Source organism: Saccharibacillus kuerlensis DSM 22868, assembly GCF_000378145.1.
GTDB lineage: Bacteria > Bacillota > Bacilli > Paenibacillales > Paenibacillaceae > Saccharibacillus > Saccharibacillus kuerlensis.
Genome location: NZ_KB899290.1, coordinates 26,540 through 51,246 on the forward strand (window position 1 = coordinate 26,540; position 24,707 = coordinate 51,246).

General features: G+C 51.6%; 14 protein-coding genes. 3 read left to right on the forward strand and 11 right to left on the reverse strand.

All coding sequences use genetic code 11. The features are described 5' to 3' along the window. Nucleotides 1–5: 5 nt before the first annotated feature. Nucleotides 6–1,394, reverse strand: coding sequence for an ABC transporter permease (locus F456_RS24845; protein WP_229675605.1), 1,389 nt, complete (start codon nucleotides 1,392–1,394; stop codon nucleotides 6–8). A gap of 128 nt (nucleotides 1,395–1,522) precedes the next feature. Between F456_RS24845 and F456_RS0114250 the strand changes: the two genes are divergently transcribed. Next, complete coding sequence (locus F456_RS0114250) at nucleotides 1,523–4,048, forward strand: O-antigen ligase family protein (protein WP_018977722.1); 2,526 nt, start codon at nucleotides 1,523–1,525, stop codon at nucleotides 4,046–4,048. A gap of 182 nt (nucleotides 4,049–4,230) precedes the next feature. On the opposite strand, the gene F456_RS0114255 is transcribed toward F456_RS0114250, so the two are convergent. The 5 genes from F456_RS0114255 to uvrB form a co-directional block, all read right to left on the reverse strand. Then, nucleotides 4,231–6,744: a U32 family peptidase gene (locus F456_RS0114255; RefSeq protein WP_018977723.1), complete on the reverse strand. Its 2,514-nt coding sequence runs from the start codon at nucleotides 6,742–6,744 to the stop codon at nucleotides 4,231–4,233. A gap of 601 nt (nucleotides 6,745–7,345) precedes the next feature. Next, nucleotides 7,346–9,217 (reverse strand): copper amine oxidase N-terminal domain-containing protein, encoded by a 1,872-nt coding sequence (locus F456_RS22630; RefSeq protein WP_157060099.1) that lies wholly within the window; start codon nucleotides 9,215–9,217, stop codon nucleotides 7,346–7,348. Between the two features lie 60 nt (nucleotides 9,218–9,277). Further along, nucleotides 9,278–10,345, reverse strand: coding sequence for a S1C family serine protease (locus F456_RS0114270; RefSeq protein WP_018977726.1), 1,068 nt, complete (start codon nucleotides 10,343–10,345; stop codon nucleotides 9,278–9,280). 339 nt (nucleotides 10,346–10,684) lie between these two features. Then, nucleotides 10,685–13,561 carry an excinuclease ABC subunit UvrA gene (uvrA, locus tag F456_RS0114275; protein WP_018977727.1) on the reverse strand — a complete coding sequence of 959 codons (2,877 nt, stop codon included), beginning with the start codon at nucleotides 13,559–13,561 and terminating at the stop codon, nucleotides 10,685–10,687. Between the two features lie 554 nt (nucleotides 13,562–14,115). Continuing rightward, nucleotides 14,116–16,110 (reverse strand): excinuclease ABC subunit UvrB, encoded by a 1,995-nt coding sequence (uvrB, locus tag F456_RS0114285; RefSeq protein WP_018977729.1) that lies wholly within the window; start codon nucleotides 16,108–16,110, stop codon nucleotides 14,116–14,118. Nucleotides 16,111–16,506: 396 nt separating this feature from the next. Between uvrB and F456_RS0114290 the strand changes: the two genes are divergently transcribed. Continuing rightward, nucleotides 16,507–17,283: a flagellar motor protein gene (locus tag F456_RS0114290; protein WP_018977730.1), complete on the forward strand. Its 777-nt coding sequence runs from the start codon at nucleotides 16,507–16,509 to the stop codon at nucleotides 17,281–17,283. Then, on the forward strand, nucleotides 17,283–18,107 hold the full coding sequence (locus tag F456_RS0114295) for an OmpA/MotB family protein (RefSeq protein ID WP_018977731.1): 825 nt from the start codon (nucleotides 17,283–17,285) through the stop codon (nucleotides 18,105–18,107). The genes F456_RS0114290 and F456_RS0114295 overlap by 1 nt, the downstream gene beginning before the upstream one ends. A 166-nt stretch (nucleotides 18,108–18,273) precedes the next feature. On the opposite strand, the gene F456_RS22635 is transcribed toward F456_RS0114295, so the two are convergent. The 5 genes from F456_RS22635 to ftsE all read right to left on the reverse strand — a co-directional run bounded on the left by F456_RS22635 (nucleotide 18,274) and on the right by ftsE (nucleotide 24,470). Further along, nucleotides 18,274–19,668 (reverse strand): PDZ domain-containing protein, encoded by a 1,395-nt coding sequence (locus F456_RS22635; RefSeq protein WP_018977732.1) that lies wholly within the window; start codon nucleotides 19,666–19,668, stop codon nucleotides 18,274–18,276. Between the two features lie 68 nt (nucleotides 19,669–19,736). Continuing rightward, nucleotides 19,737–21,188, reverse strand: a complete 1,452-nt coding sequence (locus F456_RS0114305) for a S41 family peptidase (protein ID WP_018977733.1) — start codon at nucleotides 21,186–21,188, stop codon at nucleotides 19,737–19,739. Between the two features lie 219 nt (nucleotides 21,189–21,407). Further along, a complete protein-coding gene (locus F456_RS0114310) occupies nucleotides 21,408–22,820 on the reverse strand; it encodes a M23 family metallopeptidase (protein ID WP_018977734.1) in 1,413 nt (470 codons plus the stop codon). A 65-nt stretch (nucleotides 22,821–22,885) separates the two neighbouring features. Beyond that, nucleotides 22,886–23,794, reverse strand: a complete 909-nt coding sequence (ftsX, locus tag F456_RS0114315) for a permease-like cell division protein FtsX (RefSeq protein WP_018977735.1) — start codon at nucleotides 23,792–23,794, stop codon at nucleotides 22,886–22,888. Further along, complete coding sequence (gene ftsE, locus F456_RS0114320; protein WP_026293895.1) at nucleotides 23,784–24,470, reverse strand: cell division ATP-binding protein FtsE; 687 nt, start codon at nucleotides 24,468–24,470, stop codon at nucleotides 23,784–23,786. Before ftsE ends, ftsX begins: the two co-directional genes overlap by 11 nt. Nucleotides 24,471–24,707: the final 237 nt, after the last annotated feature.

The following is a 24,707-nucleotide window of genomic DNA, read 5'->3' on the forward strand; positions in this document are numbered from 1 at the left end:
TCCTCCTATAAAACATCTGAAAAATGAGGTTTGAGTTTTTTATTAACAAGCAAACCGAGCAAAATTATAAATAATGTAAGTGCCCAGAAATAAAGCGTTAAGACTGGTTTTTCGAAAAACCAGTGATTATATAAAAAGGAATCGCGGAAGCCCTCAATAATGTACACTAAAGGATTGAGAGCGAAAAATCTCCCTATAAAACCCGGTGCATTACTGGTGTCCCATACGATTGGAGTCAACCAAAATCCGAATTGAAGTACGATCGCTAGTATTTGACCTAAATCTTTGAAAAAAACCATAATTGTAGAAGTTAAAAGGGTCAAACCAAACAGCATGCAATGAAGAGCAAATAGGTAATATAATGCCTGGAAATTAATCCAAGAAAATTGGTTTCCGTAAGAGAAATAAAAAATTAGATAAATTAACACAAAGAACATATTTATGAAAGACACAGAAGCCAATTTAATCAAAGGGAGCATTTCGATTTTAAAAACTACTTTTTTAACAAGATAACTATATTCTGTAAATGTATTTGTTACAATGTTTAAGGAATCTGAAAAGAAGAACCACGGGATAATCCCGGGTATAAACCAAATAATAAACGGGACATCTTGAACAGCAGAATTTCTGAAACCAATTTGAAATACAAACCAATAAACTAAGATAGTCAGCAGCGGAGAAATAAGTACCCAAAAAAGCCCAAAATTAGACCCGGAAAATCTGGATTTCAAATCATTCTTGGCAAGCCTAAAGAGGACATGCCGTGAAGAAATCACATCTTTGAAAAATTTTTTCAAATAAGAGAGATGAAGTTTGCCAACTATGAAGCCAATGACTAGCCAATAGAAGGTAGCAGCTAAAGACCAAATTGTAACGTTCATATAATAACTAGGATTACTTTTAAAAAAAGAGGACGCCGGGCCATAGGTAAGATTGACATCAAAAAAAGGATCCCCTTTATTTACTTTAATCACAAGTTGATCCGCTTGCTGCTGAACATTTGCTATATCATTTCTTTTTGTTTGCTTAGATAAAATTTCAGAAGAAATATCTTGTTTATATTTCCCTTTTTGTAATTCGATATTGCTAATTAGTACTGCAGCAGCTTCTTCTCCTAAATCCAACCTAAAGCTTTCTATTTTTTCGGGTAGTAAAAAAGCTAGATCATGGAATTCTTCGTCGGCAGGAATATGCTTCATATCCGAATTTTCTTCTATGTAAACTTCATCATTTTCATATTTATAATATATCTTTGCATCTAAAGCTTGATCAGTTTTTAATTGGATTTTCAGCGTGTTCTCTCCTGGATGCAATTTAAAATAAAACATAAAACAAACTATACTTAAAAGAATCAACAACGTAACTGCAGTTAGATATTTCACTTTCTTAGACAACATATCCATATCCTTTTTTGTATATTTTCTATTGCCGTTTGAATCTACTTCTTTATTAAATGAAAATAGTGATACATTTGTTTATATGCTAAAATACCCTAGTACATTCAAGCAAAGGAGCCAAGACCTTGACCAACCAAGTATACGGTAAACTGTATGACGAGTCGAGTAAAAAGGAACGAATATCCATTGAACAAATGAATAGAGGTTCTGCTCTAATCTGGACTCTTGTATCAGCCCTCATTATATTCTTAATCTGGGCGCCTTTCCAGCAGGGATTGTTTAACGGACAGCAGCTTGAATTCGAAAGGCCGATCTACTGGGCTGTGATCTGGTCGGCGGCGCTGCTGCTGCTGTGCGTCGCGGCATTTGTGAAGCATATGCGCATTACGGACCGCAGAGAGATTACGGCGGTATGGGTATGGCTGCTCCCTCTTACGTATATACTCTCGTTGTTCTCGGCAGTTTCGCATTATATGGCAATGGACATGATTTTAATTATGTGTGCCAATGCTGCATTTTTCTCGATCGGCGTATTCCTGCTCCAGCATCATGCAGCTAATCGGGTCATGCGTGCCGCTCTGCTCTGGACAACTTACATCGTCGTGATCTACGGATTTATCAACTGGTTCGGGCAGCGCCTGTTCGCAGGCAGCCTTGTCGGCTGGTTTACTCGTATTGTAAGCAACGGTGTCTACACGGATGCCGTGATGACCGACTCCAACGGCCTGCGGCTGGCCTCAGTGTTCCAATATGCGAATACCTATGCAGCCTTCCTGATGGCTATGCTGTTCGCAGTTCTGTTTACGGCAGTCCGCTCGCGTAAATGGTATGACACACTGATTCACGGCTTTATGCTCGTACCGATCATTCTGTCGATTGCTCTGACCCTGTCGCGCGGCGGTCTGATTATGCTGCCGGTTGTATTTATCATCCTGCTGCTGTTCCTGAAGCCGGCGCAGCAGCTTGTATGGATTATCAACCTGATGCTGTCGGTCATTATTTCGCTGATTGTGCTCGATCCGATTACTCAATTGGGTCTCAGTCTTAACCAAGTGTATAACGGAGCGGATGCTCTTAAAGGTTGGGCCCTGCTGATTGGAGCTTCTGCGGTTAACGCGGCTCTCATCTGGCTGGTCGGAAAATTCCTGCAGCCGCTCTTTGAACGCAAGTTCAAGAGATGGTCTTCCCGCCGCATGGCGAGTCTCTGGCTCCCACTGGGAGGCGTTCTCGCCGTCGCTGTATTGGGTTTCCTGATTGTAGGAACAGGCTTGCGCAATACACTGCCAGAAAATATGCGTACTCGCGTTGAGAATATCAACTTCCAGCAGCATAGTGTACTTGAACGGATTACTTTCTACAAAGATGCTATGAAGATGGTCGCGGATTACCCTGTACTGGGCGGCGGTGGCGGCGCTTGGGCAGTTCTTTATGAGAAGTACCAGAACAACCCGTATATCAGCAACCAGACACACAATTATTTCTTGCAGTACTTGGATGAGACCGGCATTGTAGGTTTATTGATTCTGCTGTCTTTCCTGATCTACGTGTTCTATCAGTACATTCGCAGCTACTACCGAATTGAAGATGAAGAGAAAAAACATGCTCACTTCTTCTATTTCCTGATTGCATTCTCGATTCTGATGCACAGTCTGCTCGACTTCAATATGAGCTACGTGTACATCAGCATTCTCGTCTTCTTCGCCTTGGGCGGTATGGCCGCTGCAATCGGAGCGAAGCCTTTGTTCGGTAAAAAGGCTGCCGAGGGGACCAAGACTTCGAATGCAGAAGGCAGCGGAACGGGTTACCCGGCGATTTACACGGCTGCAGCTGCTGTAATTGCAATTGTTTTGGTGATTACAGCAGGACGCTACCTCGCTTCCATCAAGGCCAGCCAGGAAGCTTCCCAGCTGCTCCAAGGAGCGGAACAGATTAATTACGAAGAAGTGCGTGAGCCTCTGGACCGTGCTCTGGATATCCGTCCGACTTATCCGGCTACGGTCTCTCAGCTGGCAGCTCTCCTCCAGGGCGTGTACAACAGTACCCAGGATGTACGTTATTTGAACGAGGCGGAATCGCGGCTTACCGATGTGCTGAAAAAAGAATCGCACAGTAAAGAACTTATTGCTCAGCTGGCTTCTGTCTACATGATGAAAAATGATCAGCAGAGCAGCTTCATGCAGTATGCCAACAATCTGGACAAATTTACTTGGGACATGAATTGGTATAACCAGGTCATTATGCAGGCAGCCAATCTGGGTTATCAGGCGTTCGGACAAGGAGACTTTGAGTCGCAGAAGATGTATGCGCAGCATGGCTCGGACGCATACGACAAAATGGTCGCCGGTGTAGAGCATTTGAAGACACTGCCGGAAGGCCAGCTGCAGGGGCGCGAATTCAGCATCACTCCTCAGACCGCGCTGAGCGCCGGTAAAGCGAAGTATTTTGCCGGTCAGCCGGAAGAAGCCGCATCCGTACTCAAAGGTCTGCTGACCGATGATTACAGTAATCCGGAAAACCTGGAAACGGCACGCTGGTATTTGATTGCCCTTACCAAGACCGGACAAGAAGATCAGGAAGTCTATGACAAACTGATCAAAGCTGATCCATCAGCTAAAGAGCAAATCGAGAGCTTGTCTGCAATTGAGTTCTAATTTCTGTTCAAGTGCTGGTCTTTGTTCGATTTCTTTCTTCCTGTCCTTCAACACAAAAAGACGATTCGCATTTTACATGCGAATCGTCTTTTTTAAGTTCTATAACGTGTCTTCTACTCCACACGGTGCTCCGAAATGAAGAAGTCCCTTTATCTAGAGACTTCCTCGGAACGAATACAATCTTACTTCACCAACTGCCCTCTCGTTACGCCCAGCTGATTTGTCGCTTTCAGCTTGCGCCATACTTCGGAACCGCTGATCTGGCCGTTCAGGGCGCGGGTATACAGGTCGAGTACTTCATGCACCTGTTCCGGCGTTTCTTCCAGGAACTCGATGCGGTAGCTCGGCACACCGGCGTCCAAGAACTCATTCAGATATTCCGCACCGGACTGCTCGATCGCGTTGTAGACCGTGTTGCGGCAGCCTTCGTCGACGCGAACCGGGTGGGACATGCCGATCCGGTCGCGCAGCGATGCGCGCTGTTCTTCGCACGGACGTCCGCAGTTCGTGAAGTCGGTGCCTTCGCTCATGAACGTGCAGTATACGCAGTGCTCCGTATGGAACATCGGCAGATGCTGATGGATAACGATCTCCATCTTGTCTGTCTGCGAACGGCCCAGCAGATCGACCATCTGCTGGATGTTCAAGTCGTACGACGGCGTCACGCGGTCAAGACCAGCTTCGAGGAACAGATCGACGGCTTTGTGGTTCGCCACGTTGAGCGAGAAGTCGCCAATCAGTTCCGGATGCTTCTTGTCCGGATTCTCCATCCGGTGGCGCAGGTAGTAATACAGCGCTCCTGTATTACGGACGAGCACCGCATCCGGCTCCAGGCGAAGAATATTCGCGTGGTAGCCGTTCTCGCCCGGCATGTGGATACGCGGCGTTGCCAGCGCGATCATCTTGCCGGCAGCCCGTACGGCTGCAACAGCCGCCGGGAACTGCTTGATGAATTCGAAGTCGGCGTAGATCATGTCGATGCCGGCTTCCAGTGCCGCTTCAACCTGCGGCAGGCTCCGGCACAGCGCTGTGATGCGCGCTTCCGAGCGCTCGACCGGCTGCGCAGGCTGCTTGGAATCGCCATATACAGCGATATCGCGGTGTACATACACCGGCGGCTTCGGACGCTCGCCGGCCAGTTCTTCAACCGCGCGGCGGCGCATCGCGTTCAGCTCGCGCATCGGAACGATAACATCCCCGTGCAGCTGGACGTCCAGCTCTTCAAGCTGGTAAACCGTACCGCCGAGGCGGCCGAACTGCTCTTCCAGAATCTCGTAACCGAGCGGACGTTTCTTGGCAACTTCCAGCTCCATTTCCGACTCGACACGTACGGTCGTGCCCTTATCCATGTCCGTCCAGATTGTCACCAGCGGCTGGCCGGGATTGCCTAGCACTTTAACTCCCAGTGGGAATACGCGGTACGGCTTGTCCGTTTCGTACGTCTGGCGCAGTCTCTTGTCCAGCGCCGGGTCGTTCGTTTTCCAGATACGATCGCCTACGTGCAGACGGCGCAGATCAACGTCATTGCGTCCCGGCACGATGTCGATGACCCAGCCCTGATCGGCTTCGCCTTCGAGCTTTACGCCTTTGCGGCGTACATCGTATACGCGTCCGCCTTCTTCCTTCTTCGTCGGATCTCCGGCGTCAAATACGATACCGTCGCCGCGCTTCAGCGGTGCTTCGATCCGGCAGACTACACCGTCGCGCAGAATCTGCTCGACACGGCCCAGGTATACGCCGCGGCTTTTCGGGAATGTGCCTTCTACGAGCTGCTTGTTGTTTGTGCCGTCCAGGAAGCCGTGCGTCAAGCCGCGGGAAAAGCTCTGCTGCAGCTCGCGTACTTCTTCTTCCGAAGGCTTGGCATCGTCGCCGTCGAAATAGCGGTTGATCGCCGCATTATACTTGCTGACAACGTTGGCTACGTATTCCGGCGTTTTCAAACGGCCTTCAATCTTGAACGATGTCACGCCGGCTTCAATCAGCTCCGGCATAATGTCGATTGCAGCCAGGTCTTTCGGCGACAGCAGGTAGGCGATATCACCCATCGGCTTGTGCTCACCGTCAACCATCAGATCATATGGCAGGCGGCAGGCTTGAGCACATTCGCCGCGGTTGGCGGAACGTCCGCCCCACATTTCCGACGTCAGACATTGGCCGGAATACGATACGCACAGCGCACCGTGCACGAAGACTTCCATCGGCAGCTTGGCTTGATCGCCGATTTTCTGGATCTGCTTCAGGTTGTTTTCACGACCCAGTACGACTCGTTCCATGTTGAAAGGCTTTGTGAACTCCACCGCTTCCGGCGATGTGATCGTCATCTGCGTCGATCCGTGGATCGGGAAGTCCGGCGAGATCTCACGGATCATCTTAACTAGACCCAGATCCTGCACGATCACCGCGTCAACTCCTGCTGTTACGCAGGCATCAATCAGATTCCGGGCATCTTCCAGCTCATTTTCAAATACGAGAATGTTGAAAGTCAGAAAGCCTTTTACCCCATAGCTATGAAGAAAGCCCATGATTTCCGGCAGTTCGTCCATCCGAAAATTGTTGGCTCTTGCGCGTGCATTGAACTTTTCTACACCGAAGAAGACCGCGTCCGCACCGTTTGCTACGGCAGCCCGCATGCAGTCCCAATCGCCGGCCGGTGCCAGCAGTTCGACGTCCCGTCTTGTAATTCCGTTAACGCTCATAAAAATAATATCCCTCCGCATCGCCGCTCCCCCATTATCATGCTTCTACGGGCCATAAAGCGGCTGCTGTATAATTTCCATAACTATAACCGCAAACATTGCGTTCATCGACAAGTTTGCGTACATGTTGTATCTTGCATATCCGACAAAAATCCCGCCGGGCCGAACCCCGCGGGAAGGATTGATCTCACAACAGCTGTATCACGACATTTATCTTGTTTATTTTAACAGACTGTAACCTTCATGCCTACAAGCATTTAACGCTTTTTTAAAATTTTAAAGGTTCCTATTCCAAACAAGACTTCTATCCAAAACAAGATCAATGCCAAAAACCGGCCGCGGAAAAATCCGGGCCGGTTGAAGATGATAAGGAGTTAGACAATTGGCAGCGAAAAGGTCAGCAGTAAAGCGATCTTTCCGAAGACGATAAATGGTGAGCAAGACGATTGACAACGAGACGACTGATAGCGATAAGGCCGGCAGCGAAGCGATCTTTTCGAAGATGGGCCGCCACACAACAAGACTCATCGAAAGCTCATTGTGAGTTATTTACAGAACTTTTTTATAGAAGCTTATTTACAGCCAGTTATTTAAGAACAAGCTATTTCACAAATCGAAACGATTGAAGCGCACGCTCGATTCCGTCCAGCTGCTCCACTGTCGCAGCTCCCTGGTCGATGCGGTAGTGAATCCAATAAGTCAGGTTTTTGTAACGTACATAAATGTCTTCTGCCCGATAAGGGCTGTCGTCCGTTCCCGTATAAGCAATCCGGATAGCCGGTGCTCCTCCGAACGTTACGCGCTCGGGCGCTTCGTAAGTGAGAGTAGGATCGTCCAGCTTCATCTCATCGTATCTGCGCACTGCTTGAGCGCCGGCTGCTTCCAGCCCGGCATCAACACCGGCGATTCGGAACCAACCTCCCGGAAACGCATACTGCATATCAAGCTGCATGCTTCCGAAAGCTTGTGTCGTCCAGTAAGCCGGGATGCTGAGACGGAAGTACGACGTGCTCTGTGTTGCATTGAGCAGCTTGTCTTTCAAGTATGAAACCTGCGGCAGCTTGCCAAAAGAAGTAGGGACTACGTCAAAGTCGATCTCCAGCGAGTCGACAATCCGCTTGAATGTACGTTCGCTGTAAGCACCCTCGGGTGCCGAGTAATCCAAGATATAGAAGTAACCCTTCTGTTCAATCACGAGCCAGCTGCGATGATGCTTGCCTCCGCCCAGATCGTACGTAAGCTTCTCGATCTGTGCGTCTTGCCCGGCTGCTTGAAGCGGCTCGCCGACAATTCCCTCCGCATATTCCGGCAGGAAAAATTCGCTGACCCGCTTCTGAAGCAGATCGTGCCAGTCAGACAGCTTTTCTCCCGCAGCTGCGGAAGTCACATACAGAGACAGGAACGAACCGTCTTCGCCTTGATAGGCCAGCTGCCCATCTCCTGTCGGCGTCCATTCTGCCGGAACTTTCATTTGTACACCGTAATCAGGTGCCGCAGCATCCGTATAGCCGTTCCGTACGCTAGATAGGTCTTCTGTCTTTATGCCCGGAGTGGCAAAGACGGGGCGGAACGAGTCCAGCAGTGCTGCCCGTCCCTCGAAGTCCCGATAATCTTCGGCAAGCGAATCGCCCAGATAGATGGAATAGACTCGGCCTTCCACGTAATAACGCCGAGCTTCCCAGAGAACCCCTTCGGCGTCCCGCGTAATGATTCTTACGTAGGGGATATCCGCTTCGGGAAACGTCTGTTCATCAAGGACCGCCTCTCCCGAATCGGCCGCTTCCCGTTCAAGCTGCTCCAGCATGTCCGATACCGGAACATCGATTCCTTCTTCCCAGACATGAATCTGAAGCATATAACTGCCTTCCAGATCGCCGATGATTGCCGAGAATTCGTTGTTGCCTAGCTGCGCCAGAGATCCGGCCGGATAATCGATCGACCAGTTTGCATAGCTGCTGCCGATCCGCGGGGCGACTTTATCTTTGTCCGTATCGGACTCCTGTCCCGGGATGCCTTTGTCCGACTTCAGCGTTATCACAATCTTACCGGAGGAATTGGTTACTCTTGCACCCAACATATCCGTAATTGGCCGCATCGGTACCATCAATATTCCGTTTCTCATAACCGGAGCCGCAGTCAACGTCCTCTTTTTGCCGTTGACCCAAGCAGTCTTGCTGCCAATTGCAAAGGTTACGGTACGAGAGCCGTACGTCAGCTTGACCGTATTCTCCCCTTCCAGACGGCTTACTGTACCGAACGCCCTCTGGAATACGCCAAGCGGCACCATCGTCATCCCAGCCTGCACGTATGGCTTCTCGATAACCTGTTTCTCGCCGTTTACGAGCGCAGAGGAGCTTCCCACTTTCATCTGCAGCGTTAATGTCGTCTTTTCCGCAGCCGATGCAGGTACTGCCATCCCAATTGTCAGCAGCAGAACGAACAGCAGCGCCATGCTCTTTTTAGCCAATCTCAATCGTCTTCCTCCTCTTTCGTCCTGCCCTCTGGTTGCTTAATTCCATTCCATGTTCAAGTCTCACTCGCTGGTCAGCACGATTCGGCGTTCTACGATATCTCCGCCGGACTGCATCAGCACACGCACCGCTTGACCGGGTCTATACGCCTTCATCAGCTCGTTCAGATCGACCAATGCGGTAATTCGGTGTCCGGCTACACTGTACAGGACGTCTCCTTCTTTGACTCCGGCTTTGCGGGCCCGATCCGACAGAACTTCCATCACGGTCAACGGATCGTCGGAAGGAAGACCCACCGTCGCCGAAAAGCTTTCTTCCAGTTCAAGGCCAAGTCCTGCACGTATCACTTCACCCTGGTCGAACAGCTGGTCAACGATATACTGAACTGTTCCTGCCGGAATCGTAAATCCGGTATTATCGATATCGACAGCCGCATATTTCATCGAATTGATCCCCAGAATCTCACCGCGCATATTAACAAGAGGTCCACCGCTGTTGCCGGGATTGATCGAAGCATCCGTCTGAATTAATCGGTAGCGCGCATCGGTGGCCCGGTTAAGACCGCTGATGATGCCTACCGTAGCCGAGTTGCGCAGCGACAGGGACACCGGCGTGCCGATCGCGATAACCTGCTCGCCGACAAGCGCCGTTTTATCGGAAGAAACGAATTGGGCTGCCTTAAGGCCTGTTACATTAATCCGAATCAGAGCGACATCGCTCAGCGGATCGCTGTAGACCTCACGGACTTTATACGACTTTCCCTCGGAAGTGACAACTTGGATATTTTGCATGCCGTCCACCACGTGTGCGTTCGTCACAATCCAGCCGTTTGAGCGAATGATGACACCCGATCCGTGCGTCAGATTATATCCTTCTTCGCCGCTTCCGCCCTCACTGTCCCAATCTTCCATATCCTCAAGCGATACTTCGCCGATAATGCCTACGACCGAAGGAGAAACCTGCTTGATAATCTGTGGTACCGTCTTGACGGAGGCCGCAGCGACAGAAGCCTGAGTAACATTTTTTGCCGCGGAGGCATCAGCTTGCGCTTCCGGGAATAGACCGAATCCGCCGATTCCGATTGCTCCTGACAGCAGCAGACATACCGCTTTCGTTCCCGTTTTTTTCATCCTGTCGCCAACCCTCTTTCTTCGCATGTCCGGAATCCGGCACAATTAATCTCACTTTAACATATCCCGCCGGGCAGCCGCTATACAAGAAGAATATATCTCTAATTTTTGGAATTAAAAGAGATAATTAACTAACTACATTCTCTTTCGTTTACTCCATTTTACTGAAAAGATGAAGAGCGTTAATGGGATGCCGGAACTATGCATATCAAATCTCTTTTGCCTCAATTCAAAAAGAAGCGGCCGCCTCACACGGCGACCGCTTCATGCAAATGCAGTATATGCAATCTGCATCATCCAGACTACAAACTGCCTATCCCACATATTATGCGGATTCAATCATTTGCTTACCGATTGACGGTCGGGCTCCAGCTCAAGACGTGTCCGTTCCGTATCGCGTTCCAGTACCGGAGCCAGATAGTGTCCGGTATACGAACCTTTAACTTTTGCCACTTCTTCCGGCGTTCCGGTCGCCACGACGCTTCCGCCGCCGCTTCCGCCTTCCGGCCCCATATCGACCAAATAATCTGCCGTCTTGATCACATCCAGATTATGCTCGATCACAAGCACCGTATCGCCCGACTCTACCAACCGGTGCAGTACTGTGAGCAGCCGATCGATATCGTCTACGTGCAGCCCGGTCGTTGGTTCGTCGAGGATATAGATCGTCTTGCCCGTACTGCGGCGGTGCAGCTCGGACGCAAGCTTCACCCGCTGCGCTTCGCCGCCGGACAGCGTCGTTGCCGGCTGACCCATTTTCACATAGCCGAGACCTACATCAAGCAGCGTCTGCAGCTTGCGGCTGATCTTCGGTACGTTTTGGAAAAACTCGACCGCGTCTTCGATCGTCATCTCCAGCACGTCGGCAATGTTTTTGTTTTTGTACTTCACTTCCAGCGTTTCCCGATTGTAGCGTTTGCCTTTGCAGACTTCGCAGGGCACATAGATGTCCGGCAGGAAGTGCATTTCGATCTTGATAATGCCGTCGCCTTTGCAGGCTTCACAACGTCCGCCCTTCGTATTGAAGCTGAAGCGTCCCTTGAGATATCCCCGCATCTTCGCTTCGTTCGTCGTCGCAAACAAATCCCGGATATTATCGAATACGCCGGTATACGTGGCCGGATTGGAACGCGGCGTACGGCCGATCGGCGACTGGTCGACTTCGACTACTTTATCAATATGCTCCAGACCGCGGATCTCTTTGTGTTTGCCTGGCTTGACGCGGGCCCGGTTGAGATCGCGCGCAAGCGTCTTGTGCAGCACTTCGTTGACAAGCGACGACTTGCCGGAGCCCGAGACGCCTGTAACCGCAGTAAACAGTCCGATCGGCACTTTGACGTTGACGTTGTTCAGGTTGTTCTCCTTGGCGCCCCGGATTTCGAGCCAGCGCTCACCAGGCTGACGCCGGTTCAGCGGCACCTGGATAAATCGGCGGCCGCTGAGGTACTGACCGGTCAGCGAATCCGGATTGTCCATCACTTCCTGCGGCGTTCCTTGAGCAATAATCTGTCCGCCGTGCACGCCGGCTCCCGGACCGATATCGATAATGTAATCGCAGGCCATCATCGTATCTTCGTCGTGCTCGACGACGATCAGCGTATTGCCGAGATCGCGCATATGCGCCAGCGTCTTGATCAGCTGATCGTTATCGCGCTGGTGCAGGCCGATACTCGGTTCGTCCAGAATGTAGAGCACGCCCATAAGACTTGAACCGATCTGCGTAGCCAAACGGATCCGCTGCGCTTCGCCGCCGGACAATGTGCCTGCCGCACGGCTGAGCGTCAGATAAGTAAGACCGACATTTTCAAGGAAGCCGAGACGGCTGCATACTTCTTTCAAAATCAGGTTCGCAATCGAGCGATCCTTCTCCGACAGTTCCAGCTGATTGAAGAACTCCGAAGCTTTGGAGATCGACAGGTCGGTTACATGAGCGATGTTCTCGCCGCCGACCGTCACTGCCAGAACTTCGCGCTTCAGACGTTTGCCTTTGCACGTACCGCACGGTTTGGTACCCATAAAGCCTTCGATGTATTCGCGCATACTTTCGGACGAAGTATCGCGATAGCGGCGCTCCAGATTCGGAATGATGCCTTCGAACGCAACCGTTACTTCTTTACTGCGGCCGAAGTCGCCCTCATAACGGAACTTCACTTTTTGTCCGTCGCTGCCGTACAGAATCTTGTTCTTCTGTTCTTGAGTCAGCTCGGCTACCGGCACATTGGTCGGAATCTTATAATGCTCGCAGACCGCAGTCAGAAACTGCGGATAGTAGTTCGACAATCCGCCGCTCCAAGCGGTAAACGCACCTTCTTCGATTGTCTTACGCTCATCGGGCACCAACAGATCCGGATCGACAACCATCTTGTGGCCGAGTCCATCGCAGTCCGGGCAGGCGCCGAACGGGCTGTTGAACGAGAACATCCGCGGCGACAGCTCTTCCATGCTGAATCCGCAGATCGGGCACGCGAAGTTCGAGCTGAACCGCAGTTCTTCCTGACCGATGATATCGACCAGCAGCTGACCGCCGGACAGTTTCAGCGCCGTCTCGATCGAATCGGCCAGGCGGGTCTGCACGTCTTCCTTGATTACAATTCGGTCGACGACGATCTCAACCGTATGCTTTTTGTTTTTCTCCAGTTCGATACTTTCCGACAGATCGCGTAGCTCCCCGTCGACTCTCACACGAACAAAGCCCTGCTTCGAAATTTCGGTGAACAGGCTCTTGTGCTCGCCTTTCTTACCTGAAATGACAGGCGCAAGAATCTGAAGACGGGTCTTCTCCGGAAACTGCATGATTCGGTCCACCATCTGTTCTACAGTCTGGGAAGTGATCTCTACCCCGTGATCCGGACAGTGCGGCTTGCCGATACGGGCGAACAGCAGGCGCAGGTAGTCGTAAATCTCGGTTACGGTACCGACAGTCGAACGCGGATTGCGGCTGGTCGTCTTCTGATCGATTGAAATAGCGGGAGACAGTCCTTCAATGGAGTCTACGTCCGGTTTTTCCATCTGACCGAGAAACTGTCTTGCATACGCGGACAACGATTCTACGTAGCGGCGCTGTCCCTCAGCGTATATGGTATCGAATGCAAGCGAAGACTTGCCCGAGCCGCTAAGCCCGGTGAGAACGACGAATCGATCCCGGGGGATTGTGACGTCAATATTTTTTAAGTTGTGTGCTCTGGCACCTTTAATGATAATATTTTCGCTTGCCACCGGCCTCAACCTCCACAGTTATGCTTTTTTGTGCGACTTTCCGCGGGTATGCGGCTTATTGAAAAAGATCGGGATTGGGCGCCGGATTCAAGGTAGGCATTAGCGGGGAGACGCTGCGTCTCCGGTTGTATCCTTACGATCGCGTGTTAAATTCGGATTTCTTCGATTATATTTTTCATGGGAGAAATCCGAATTCAAAGGCGAACGCTTCGCTTCTTCAGGATACAATCTGCGCCTTCGCTGCTGTCAGCGATATGCCTACCGTTGAATCAATAGCCTGTTGATCTTTTTCGGGAGCGCAACTCCTTGGAAAAATCGCGTGTTACGGGTGGAAAAAGATTGCGTCCGCAGGGCTGCGGACGCTGTATTTTGTTATATTCAGCTGTATATCGGATAGAGTGAATATTAGTGTCGGGATGAAAGGCTGATACAGAAAGACTGATATAGAAAAGCTAATACAGAAAGACGTAAAGCTAATAGAGAAAACTGTGATGAAGAAAACCGTGATGCAGAAAAGCATAATTTGGTTTAATCAGCCTGTTTAAAGTGCTGGCTTAATCCGCGGCTTTGAGCTCCAGCAGAGCATCCCGCAGTTCGGCGGCGCGTTCGAAGTTGAGCGCTTTGGCGGATTCTTTCATTTCTTTCTCGAGGCGCATGACCATCTTCTCGCGTTCCTTCCTCGTCATCTTGCCTTCCGCTCCCGACAGGAAATCTGTTCCGCTCTCGGCAGCCTTGGTCGCTTCGATCACGTCGCGAACTTTCTTTTTGATCGTCTGCGGTGTGACGCCGTGCTCCTCGTTGTAGGCAATCTGGATCGCACGGCGGCGCTCCGTCTCCTTCATCGCTTTGTCCATCGACTCGGTAATTTTGTCGGCATACAGGATAACGCGCCCTTCAGAGTTACGGGCGGCGCGGCCGATGGTCTGAATCAGCGAGCGTTCCGAACGCAGGAAGCCTTCCTTGTCGGCATCGAGAATGGTCACGAGCGACACTTCCGGCAGATCGAGCCCTTCTCTCAGCAGGTTGATGCCGACCAAGACATGGAATACGCCGAGCCGCAGGTCGCGCAGAATCGCAATCCGCTCCAGCGTCTTGATGTCGGAGTGCAGGTAGCGCACCTTGATGCCGATCTCCTTAAGATAATCGGTCAGGTCTTCCGACATCTTCTTGGTCAATGTCGTGACGAGAACCCGTTCATCGCGCTCGATCCGGAGCTGAATCTCGCTGATCAAATCATCGATCTGACCTTCAGTCTTACGCACTTCGATAATCGGATCAAGCAGACCTGTCGGCCGAATAATCTGTTCGACCATCGTTTCGCAGTGCTCGATCTCGTAAGGTCCTGGTGTCGCCGAAACGTAGATCAGCTGGTTCGCCTTTTCTTCGAACTCTTCAAACTTCAGCGGCCGGTTATCCAGCGCTGAAGGCAGACGGAATCCGTGATCGACGAGCACATTTTTACGTGCTTGGTCACCATTGTACATCGCGCGAATCTGCGGCAGCGTTACGTGCGATTCGTCAATCACGATCAGCATGTCGTCCGGGAAGTAATCGAGCAGCGTAAAAGGCGTTGCCCCGCGCTCGCGGAATGTCAGCGGTCCCGAGTAGTTTTCGATACCGGAGCAGAACCCCACTTCCTTCATCATCTCGATGTCGTAACGTGTGCGCTGCTCCAGCCGCTGTGCTTCCAGCAGTTTGCCCTGCTCATGGAATACGGCCAGACGTTCTTCCAGCTCCCGCTCAATGTTTTTGATTGCGATCTTCATCGTTTCTTCCCGCGTAACGAAGTGAGACGCCGGGAAGATCGCAATATGCTCGCGCTCGGCTACGATTTCTCCGGTCAGCACATCAATCTCCGTAATACGTTCGATCTCATCACCGAACAGCTCGATCCGTACCGCCTGTTCATCTCTCGAAGCTGGGAAGATTTCAACGACGTCGCCCCGCACTCTGAAAGTACCACGGACAAAATTGATATCATTACGCTGGTACTGAATGTCTACCAACCGAGACAAAATGTCCTGCCGGGACTTTTCCATGCCGACCCGCAGCGACAGCAGCAGATTGCCGTATTCCTGCGGAGAACCGAGGCCGTAAATGCAGGATACGCTGGCTACAATCACTACATCGCGCCGTTCGAACAATGAGCTGGTCGCCGAGTGGCGCAGCTTGTCGATTTCTTCATTAATGCTTGAATCCTTCTCGATATACGTATCGGAGGAAGGCACATACGCCTCCGGCTGATAGTAATCGTAGTAGCTGACAAAGTAATCGACGGAGTTGTTCGGCAAAAAGTCCTTGAATTCGCTGGCTAACTGGGCAGCAAGTGTCTTGTTATGGGCGATGACGAGCGTCGGCCGGCCAAGCTTCGCGATCGTTTGGGCGATCGTGAACGTCTTACCTGTACCGGTTGCACCGAGCAGCGTCTGGTGTTTCTTACCCGCTTGTACACCTTCGACCAACTCTTCGATCGCAGTCGGCTGGTCGCCCTGCGGCGAAAATTCCGAGACGATTTCAAACGCTTTATTACTGATTACAATATCGCTCATTGGCCCTATTTCACCCTTATCTATTGAAGTGATAGTATTTTGAACAGAGAATACGAAAAAAACCGGCGTATCGCTTTCGTTTGACACGCCGTCCGGATGCTTTATATTGTACATAACCACATTTTTTCGCGTGGAAAACGAACGGACAAAATGCCGTACAGGTCCAAAACGGCGAAAAACGCCCGTTCTTCAGGCGATTCCACCTGCTGTGCAGCAGGTTAAAAAAATCGGATTATGCCTTGAAACGAAGCGAAGGTCAATTTTGAAAAAAGAAAAAGCTTCATACAATAAGAATACTTGTTCCCGTTAAGTATACTCTTTTTCTCCAGTCGATGCAATTATTTATGAAAACGAAAAAGCTTATTTCAAGCTTTTGCCACAGAGAGGAACGAATGTATGGATATCACCACTGTTATTGGAATTATAGCTGGATTTGCTGCGCTTATCGGAGGATTTCTATGGGAAGGCGGTGAAGCCAGCGGTTTGCTGCAAGGTGCGGCCGCGCTTATCGTTTTTGGCGGAACGGCAGCGGCAGTCGTCGTCAGCTTTCCCTGGAAACGGCTGCGTACGCTGCCTGAAGCGCTCAAGCTGGCTTTCGGTTCCCGTGCGTCGAATACAGAGGAACTGATCGAAGATTTAGCCGGCATGGCTTCTACAGCGAGACGTTCAGGCATGCTCGCATTGGAAAACACAGCCGAGACTCACGAAGATCCTTTTATGAGAGAAGGACTCGGCTTGATTGTGGATGGAGGCGATCAACCCCTGATCCGCCAAATTCTCGAACTTGAAATTGACAAGAGACAGGATAAATTCGATAATTACGCCAAAATTTTCGAATCGGCGGGCGGCTATGCGCCGACCATGGGAATTATCGGGACAGTTATGGGGCTGATCCGAGTCCTGGGCAGCTTAGGGGAGCCGGCCAATCTCGGTTCGTCGATCGCCGTTGCTTTTATCGCCACCCTTTACGGGGTCGCCAGCGCCAACTTGATTTTCCTGCCGATTGCATCCAAAATTCGCGCTCGCGGAGAAGAGGAGGTCCGGGTAATGGAAATGATGCTGGAAGGTCTGCTCGCTGTTCAAAATGCGGAAAATCCGAATCTGGTACGCAAAAAGCTGGCAACTTACACGGAAGATAACGACATCAGCCGGACAGTCGGAGTGGATCTGTGATGAGCAGAAGACGCAGAAGCCGGAAGGATGCTCCATCGAACCAGCATGAACGCTGGCTGATTACCTATGCCGACCTGCTGACGCTGCTGCTGATCTTTTTTGTCATTATGTATGGAGTCAGCAGCATTGATACGGAAAAGTACGAAGATGTCTCCTCCTCGCTGGAGACGACATTCCATGCAGGCACCAACATTTTAGATGGCGGACCGAAGATCACAGGCGAAAACGGCCAGCAGCTGCCCGGCAGTCAAGGAAACGATCAAGGCGGTACTGCGGAAGGCGAGCAGCCGGGAGACAGCGGTACAAATGAGCCGACGGAGCGGGAGCTGCAGTTCCGCGAACAGGAACGTCAGCTGTCGAACTTCCTGCAGACTATCCAGTCTTATGTAGCTGATAACGGACTTCAGGATCAGATTTTTGTAGCAGACAAACCTCAGGGCATCTCTATTACGCTGAGCGACCGCTTCCTGTTCGATGTTGGTCGGGCCAATCTCAAAAGCGGAGCCAACGGCATCCTTGACCGTCTATCGACCTTGTTCGGTACGGTCGATGCTGCAATCAGCATTGAAGGACATACCGATAACCAACCGATTACCGGCGGACGCTATACAGACAACTGGGAGCTGTCCGGCGATCGTGCCCTATCGGTACTGCGCTATTTCGTCGATGTACGCAATCTCAATCCGGCCCAGTTTCAGTATGCGGGGTATGCCGACACCCGGCCGGTAGGCGACAATTCGACCGCCCAAGGTCGCCAGAAAAATCGACGGGTCGAAATTACGGTTCTGCGGCAGCTCCAGTCCGACACCACATCGACACCGTAGCGCCTCCGCCAGCCTAGTCATGTACACATTACACATGTCTATGCGGCCTGCGTTTACATGACAGAGGCCGAGGACGTATATATAAAAAGAAGCCTGACAGAAGGGGCAGCACTCTTCCTGTCAGGCTTCTTTTTGCGGCTTGTCATATTCCAAAAAGACGGAATTTTCACGAGGAAAATTCCGTCTTTTCGTTCTTGTTAGGAGAAGTAGACTCTGGTGTTACAGTCCGCTCCTTCTCCAATCGATCAGCTGCTGATTCAGGTTGCTCTGTATTCGAAAGCAGAGGGACATGAATGCTGCTGCTCCGCCTTGCTTCGGCATGTACCCGCCAAAGTCCCGGGAGCGACAGCGGATACGAAGGTCGCTCGGATACCGAAGCGTCGTCCGGCGCAAAGATGAATCCCAATTGATGATGATCGCCCGCATAGATCGGACGCTGCAGGAACTTGCTTTCTCCGCTGCGGTTCTGTACTTCCAGTTTGCAGAAAGCCGAGTTTACCCGCAGCGCTTCATGCATCTGCTGTGCATTGCCAACCAAAATCCCATTAACTTTGAGCAGCGTTTCGCCAGGAAGAACGCCCATATCTTCAGCCGGACTCCCCGGCTGAACAGCCAAAATCTTAAGACCGCGGCCAGAATGGGTGTACAGCGCAGGCTGACCATCTTCTTCCCGACGGCTGTCGCGAATCAGCGCTTCCCGCAGGACAATACCCGCAATAGCAACAACTGCCGTTATCGGTGGCCAGAATACGGCACCAAGTGCAAGCAGCAGTAGTACCGCTCCGAACATCAGGCCGCGCCGCGCTGCATGAGCGGCTTTCCGCTCCGGCAGCATGGTCCAGGTTGCCTCCGGCATACCGAACATAACCGGTAGCGCCAGCAGCGTATAACCGGCCGCCTCTGGCAGTCCCAACCATCCGTTCAGCGGCGGATGCCATGGCAGCGAAATTGCTCCGCCCTCAGCCGGCACAAGCAGAAGCGTAGGCGCCAGCCACAGCATACGCAGGACATAAGCCCCGACCGGACGGCCGCGCTTGCCCGGTATGTAAGTCGGCAGAGCAAAATGTCTGCCCTGCACAGCGATCAGCAGACTCTCCGCCAAATGCAGGAGAGCTGCCAACACCAATAGCGCTGCGATATTCAGTCCGTCGATTGCGCTCAGTACAGTTCCCCAACCTCCGTTATCAGGCAGCCCGGGAATCCAGCGCAGCACAAGCTGCACAACACCGAGTACTCCAACTGCGTAGATAAAGTTAGCGAAGCGGATTCGAATCACCAGCAGCAAAAGTGCGGTAATCCACACCGCTGCCGCTCCAGCAGTCGTGAGCGTAAATCCGACTCCGGCCATAATTAACGATACGGCAGCCCCGGCGCCAATTCCGCCCAGCAGCGCTCTTGCTGCCGGTCCGCCGTATCCATGCAGCCGGATATGAAAAAGTTTGCGTTCCAACAGACCCTGCCGCCGGTAGTACAAAAGAATAATCAACAGTCCCGCCCAATAAAAGGGCTGAATAACCAATTCCAGCAGTGCCGACAGGATGATTTCCAAGTATTCGTTCATCGGTTTCTCCTTTTCGTCCCGCTTCTAAAAAGAGAAGGCTTGCGCCTTCTCTTCGTTCAAACCGCTATTTAGGAGTTCGACGCCGGAGCGAGCGTTTCCTGCTTCAGCTCGTCAATTGCCTGATTAAGCTGTGTATCGTTTGCCGGATCGGTAATTTCTTCGAGTACGGCCGCTTCAAGAGCATTTGCCGTCTTCTCGTCAATCATACCGCTGACAATCAACTTTTGGCTCGTTTGGAACGCTTTTACCTGCTTTTTCGTTTCGGTGTCAAAATATCCGTCTTTGCGCTTTGTATCATAGCCGAGCCCGCTCAGCATTACCTGCGCGCTCTTGACGTTTTCATTGTTCATGTTGTACTTCAGTGTCTGCTCCTTGTTGATCGGAGCGACTGTAAAGTAATCCGGCTGAGTGACTTTTTCGTCCGGCTTAATGCCTTTTTCATGAATCCATTCGTCATCCGGCGTCAGCCACTTTGCGATGGTGAATTTAAGCAGCGTGCCGTCGCCAAGGCGGTCCGAGACGCTTGTCTGAACGGTGCCTTTGCCGAACGAATCTTCGCCCAGCAATCTTGCCCCGGCGGATTCTTTCAACGCGCCTGCCATAATTTCGGATGCGCTGGCGCTTCCGCCGTTGATCAATACGGTAACCGGATAAGTTTTCTTCGCAGCGCTGCCCTCTGAACGAATCACCTCACGTGCACCGTTGCGATATTCTTCCTGAACAATAATGCTGCCTTTCGGCACAAATTGTTCGGCCATGTCGACTACAACGTTGAGCAGGCCGCCCGGATTGTTACGCAGGTCGATGACGAGACCCTTCATGCCCTGCTGTTCAAGCTTCTTCAGTTCTTCCTTGAAGCGATCCCCTGTATTGGACGAGAACTGAGTTACTTCAATCACGCCGACACTGCCGTCTTCCATACGTGCATTGACACTCTCAAGCTTTATACTGTCACGCTTGATCTCGAATTTGATTGGGTCCGGCGTGCCCGGACGCTGAACCATAATCGTCACCGTGCTGCCTTTCGGTCCCCGGATCTTTGATACGGCCGTCTTCAAATCAAGCCCGGCCAACGATTCGCCGTCGACCGATAGCAGAACGTCCTTGGCCTGAATGCCGGCTTTCTCGGCCGGTGACCCTTTGATCGGAGAAATAACCGTAACCCGTTCATTCTTCAGCTCGACCTCGGCACCTATTCCTGTAAAGGAGCCTTCGATCGACTCGTTGAATTCGCTGGCCTGTTCGGCCGGCATATAAGAGGAATAGGGGTCGTCCAACGCACCGACGATACCGTTTACCGCCCCTTCAACCAACTTGTTGTGATCCACATCTTTGTAATAATTATCTTCAATCAGCTTGACTGCTGCGTTAAGTTTGCTCATTTCGGCTTGACTGAGCCCTTGGCTTGCGCTCGCTCCGCTGCTCGCGAAGATTGGATAATTCGTCAAGGCCAGCACCGCTCCTCCTCCGATGATCATTGCCACAATGACCAGCAGAACCGCCGTCCGTCTTTTTATCATGGTACAAGCCTCCTTGGAAGTATCCTAATCAATCCCTGCCGATTCGGACCAACAGTTCGAACCGCAAAACAGCCAACGCGTTCAAGGCACTGGAACTGCCGTGTTTTCTATTGTGTACGAAGCTTCATTAAAGCGCAAGACCCGCCCGAAGTATCCCGGGCGGGAATAATAGCGCGCCGAGAATGCTTCGTTTCCGTCTATTCTCGTCTATATGGGGGCTTACCAGCCCAAGTAAGGATTCGGATCGACGGGTTCGCCGTTGATCCGCACTTCGAAGTGAAGGTGAGGCCCCGTCGAATTGCCCGTCGAGCCCATTTCCGCAATCTTTTGTCCGCGCTGAACGGTCTGCCCTGGCGAAACCAGAAGGCCGCCATCGCGAATATGTCCGTACAGTGTCCAGACTCCGTTTCCATGGTCGATTATCACAGTATTGCCATAACCATTCCACCACTGGGCTACTGTAACCACGCCGCCTTCCGCAGCATGAATAGCCGTGCCCTGCGGACCTGCCATATCAACACCGGTATGCTTCTTGACCTTACCGGTAATCGGATGGACGCGCGTCCCGTAATTGGACGACATCCGGTAATGATCGACCGGTATCAGCATCGATCCCCCGTTCGAAGCGGGAACAGAGGAAGAGGAAGAAGACGAATCGGATGGAGCAGAAGACGATTGATTGCCTGCGCTGCTGTTGCTGTTGTAAGAATAATCACTCGAGGACTCAAGTGCTTTGGCTTCTGCCGCTGCACGGGCTGCTTCCTGTTCGGCCAGACGCTGTTCTTCGGCTTTCTTCGCGGCTGCAGCCTGGCGAGCTTTCTCCTGGGCTTTGCGCAGCGCAGCTTCAGCTTCAGCTCTGCGCTGAGCTTCTACAAGCTCACGCTTCTCGCGCTCCAGATCCGAGCGCTTCGTTGCAAATTCAATCAGCATTGCATCCTGCTCTTGGCTGATCTCGCCCGCCTCCTCGATATTGGCATCGTACTGAGCGATCAACTTACGCTTTTCCTTTTCCTTCGCATCGAGTTCTTTTTTGTGAGTCTCTACTTCGGCCAAAAGCGTTTTCTGCTTGGCATGCTGCGTTTCCAGCTCAGCCTGCTTCGAAATTACGAGTTCTTGGTCGCGCTTTTGCTCTTCCAAAATGCTGTGATCTTGTCCGATGATCCGCTTAATCGAATCGGCCCGGTTCAGAAAATCGCCAAAATCGGCCGAAGCCATAAGCACATCGAGATAAGAGACGGCACCGTCGGTGTACATCATACGTACTCGCGTATCCAGCAGTCCTTCACGCTCAACGATCCGCTGCTTGGCAGCTTCAAGCTCCTGCTCTGTCTGTTCCAGCTGAATCTCGGTTTCGGACAATTCCATCGACACCTGAGTCAGCTTGCTTCCGACTGCTTCAATATTTGCCAGTACCTGTTCCAGATACTGCGACGTTTTGTTTTTATAGTGCTCGGCCTCTTTCTTTTCGGCCTCTGCCGCTTTCTTCTGTGCCTGGGCATCCTTCTGCTTCTGCTGCAGCTCTTGAAGTTGACGATCGATCTTATCCGTCGCACCCGAAGCGTAGAGGCTGGCAGGTTGAACAATCACTGAGGCCAACAAAACGCCGGCCAATATCAAAGCTTTCTTTTTCAAAGCGGGTTCCCCATCCTTCTATTCCGAATTATTGTTGGCTATCGCAGCTTAATGGCTTCTTTACGTCAGACCCTCAAAAATTTACGGATCGAAATGGTGCTGCCCCAGGCTCCGATCAAGAAGCCGAGTCCGAGAATCAATATGCTGAACCACAGCCAGATGTCTTCGAGCGGCATCAGCGTGAACAGCGCCGAACTCCAGTCGGACGCAACCAGCTCAATTCTGAAGTAGCTGTACAGCAAAATTCCCAATGTCAGCGCCGCTCCTGTTACTCCAACAAGTACGCCTTCAATAAAGAACGGCCAGCGGATAAAACGGTTGGTCGCGCCGACGAGCTTCATAATCGCAATCTCGCGCCGGCGAGCAATAATCGTAACTTTGATTGTATTGGCGATCAGGAACATGGCCATGACGCCAAGCGCCAGAACAAGCAGCAGCCCAACGACTCGAATCGTCTGCGTCCACTGGAACAGTCTCTCTGCCGTTCCTTTGCCATAATCGACTTGGTAGATCGGCTGCGACGTATGCGTATCGTTAAGCGCCGATATTTTGTCCGCTACAAACGGCACTGTCGTCGCTTCAATGACTTGAACTTTGAACATATCCGGGAGAGGGTTCGTGCCCGTCTCCTCATATCCCTTGACCATGGCCTCGCCCAGTGTCTCGCGCATCGTATCCAGACCTTCAGCTTTCGAGATAAAGGTCACATCCTGCACTTCCGGCATGTCGAGAATTTCCTGTTCGATCAGATCGCGCTCTGCCTGCTGGGTCTCGAGATTCAAATACACGCTGATCTCAACCTGCTTGTCTACCGCATCTGCGGCGCGATCAAGATTCAGTACCAACAGCAGCGCTACACCGAGCAGCGACAGTGACACGACGATCGACAGCATCGAGGCGACCGACATCCAGCCGTTGCGGAATACGTCTTTGGTTCCTTCGCGAAAATGCCGCAGAAGGGTATTAAAATTCATAACCGTATTCTCCCCTTAACTGGTCGCGCACGACCTGTCCGTTTTCGATCGCGAGCACCCGCTTGCGCATCGTGTTGACAATTTCTTTGTTATGGGTCGCCATCACGATTGTCGTACCGCGGAAATTGATTTCGTCGAGCAGCTGCATAATTCCCCACGAAGTCTCCGGATCGAGGTTGCCGGTAGGCTCGTCCGCGACGATGACCGATGGATTGTTGACGATCGCCCGAGCGATCGCAACACGCTGCTGCTCGCCGCCCGACAGATGCGCAGGCTCACGATTGGCTTTGTTCTTCAACCCGACCAGGTCGAGCACTTCCATAACTCTCTTCTTCATAATCTTTCTCGGCGCCTCGATCACTTCCATCGCGAACGCGACGTTCTCGTAGGCGGTCAGCTTCGGCAGAAGCCGATAATCTTGGAATATAACGCCGATATTGCGGCGCAGCAGCGGAATATTGCGCTGCTTAAGCTTCCCAAGGTTAAAACCGTTGACAGAAATTTGTCCCTTGGTCGGCATTTCTTCTCTATAAATCAGCTTCATAAACGTCGACTTGCCGGCACCCGAAGGGCCCACGACGTAGACAAATTCACTGCGGTCGATCTGGACTGAAACCCCTTTAAGCGCATGGGTTCCGTTCGGATATGTCTTCCACACATCCTGCATGTCGATCACGGTATCACTTCCCGAAATTTGATTTGCAGCCAAGGCGTATTCGCGTCCCCCGCGCGCCTATCGTTCCTTCGTACCGCCTGCATATCGCGGCCTGTATATCGCAGGGCACAGCCATCGTTCGTCAATCGGCCGTGCAGCCTAAGCTTCCTTCTATATATTCATTGTAACAAATTTGCACCTGCATGAGTAGAGACCCGGACTTCTCATAATGCGCAGGACCGAAGGGGGAGGTTTTTC

What these genes read in the sequence shown, in the direction of transcription:
- F456_RS0114290 (WP_018977730.1), top strand. Translation starts at nt 16,507, where the DNA reads ATGGATATCACCACTGTTATTGGAATTATAGCTGGATTTGCTGCGCTT.
- ftsX (WP_018977735.1), bottom strand. Translation starts at nt 23,794, where the DNA reads ATGAATTTTAATACCCTTCTGCGGCATTTTCGCGAAGGAACCAAAGAC.
- F456_RS0114305 (WP_018977733.1), bottom strand. Translation starts at nt 21,188, where the DNA reads ATGATAAAAAGACGGACGGCGGTTCTGCTGGTCATTGTGGCAATGATC.
- F456_RS0114255 (WP_018977723.1), bottom strand. Translation starts at nt 6,744, where the DNA reads ATGAGCGTTAACGGAATTACAAGACGGGACGTCGAACTGCTGGCACCG.
- F456_RS22635 (WP_018977732.1), bottom strand. Translation starts at nt 19,668, where the DNA reads ATGAACGAATACTTGGAAATCATCCTGTCGGCACTGCTGGAATTGGTT.
- F456_RS0114295 (WP_018977731.1), top strand. Translation starts at nt 17,283, where the DNA reads ATGAGCAGAAGACGCAGAAGCCGGAAGGATGCTCCATCGAACCAGCAT.
- F456_RS0114270 (WP_018977726.1), bottom strand. Translation starts at nt 10,345, where the DNA reads ATGAAAAAAACGGGAACGAAAGCGGTATGTCTGCTGCTGTCAGGAGCA.
- uvrB (WP_018977729.1), bottom strand. Translation starts at nt 16,110, where the DNA reads ATGAGCGATATTGTAATCAGTAATAAAGCGTTTGAAATCGTCTCGGAA.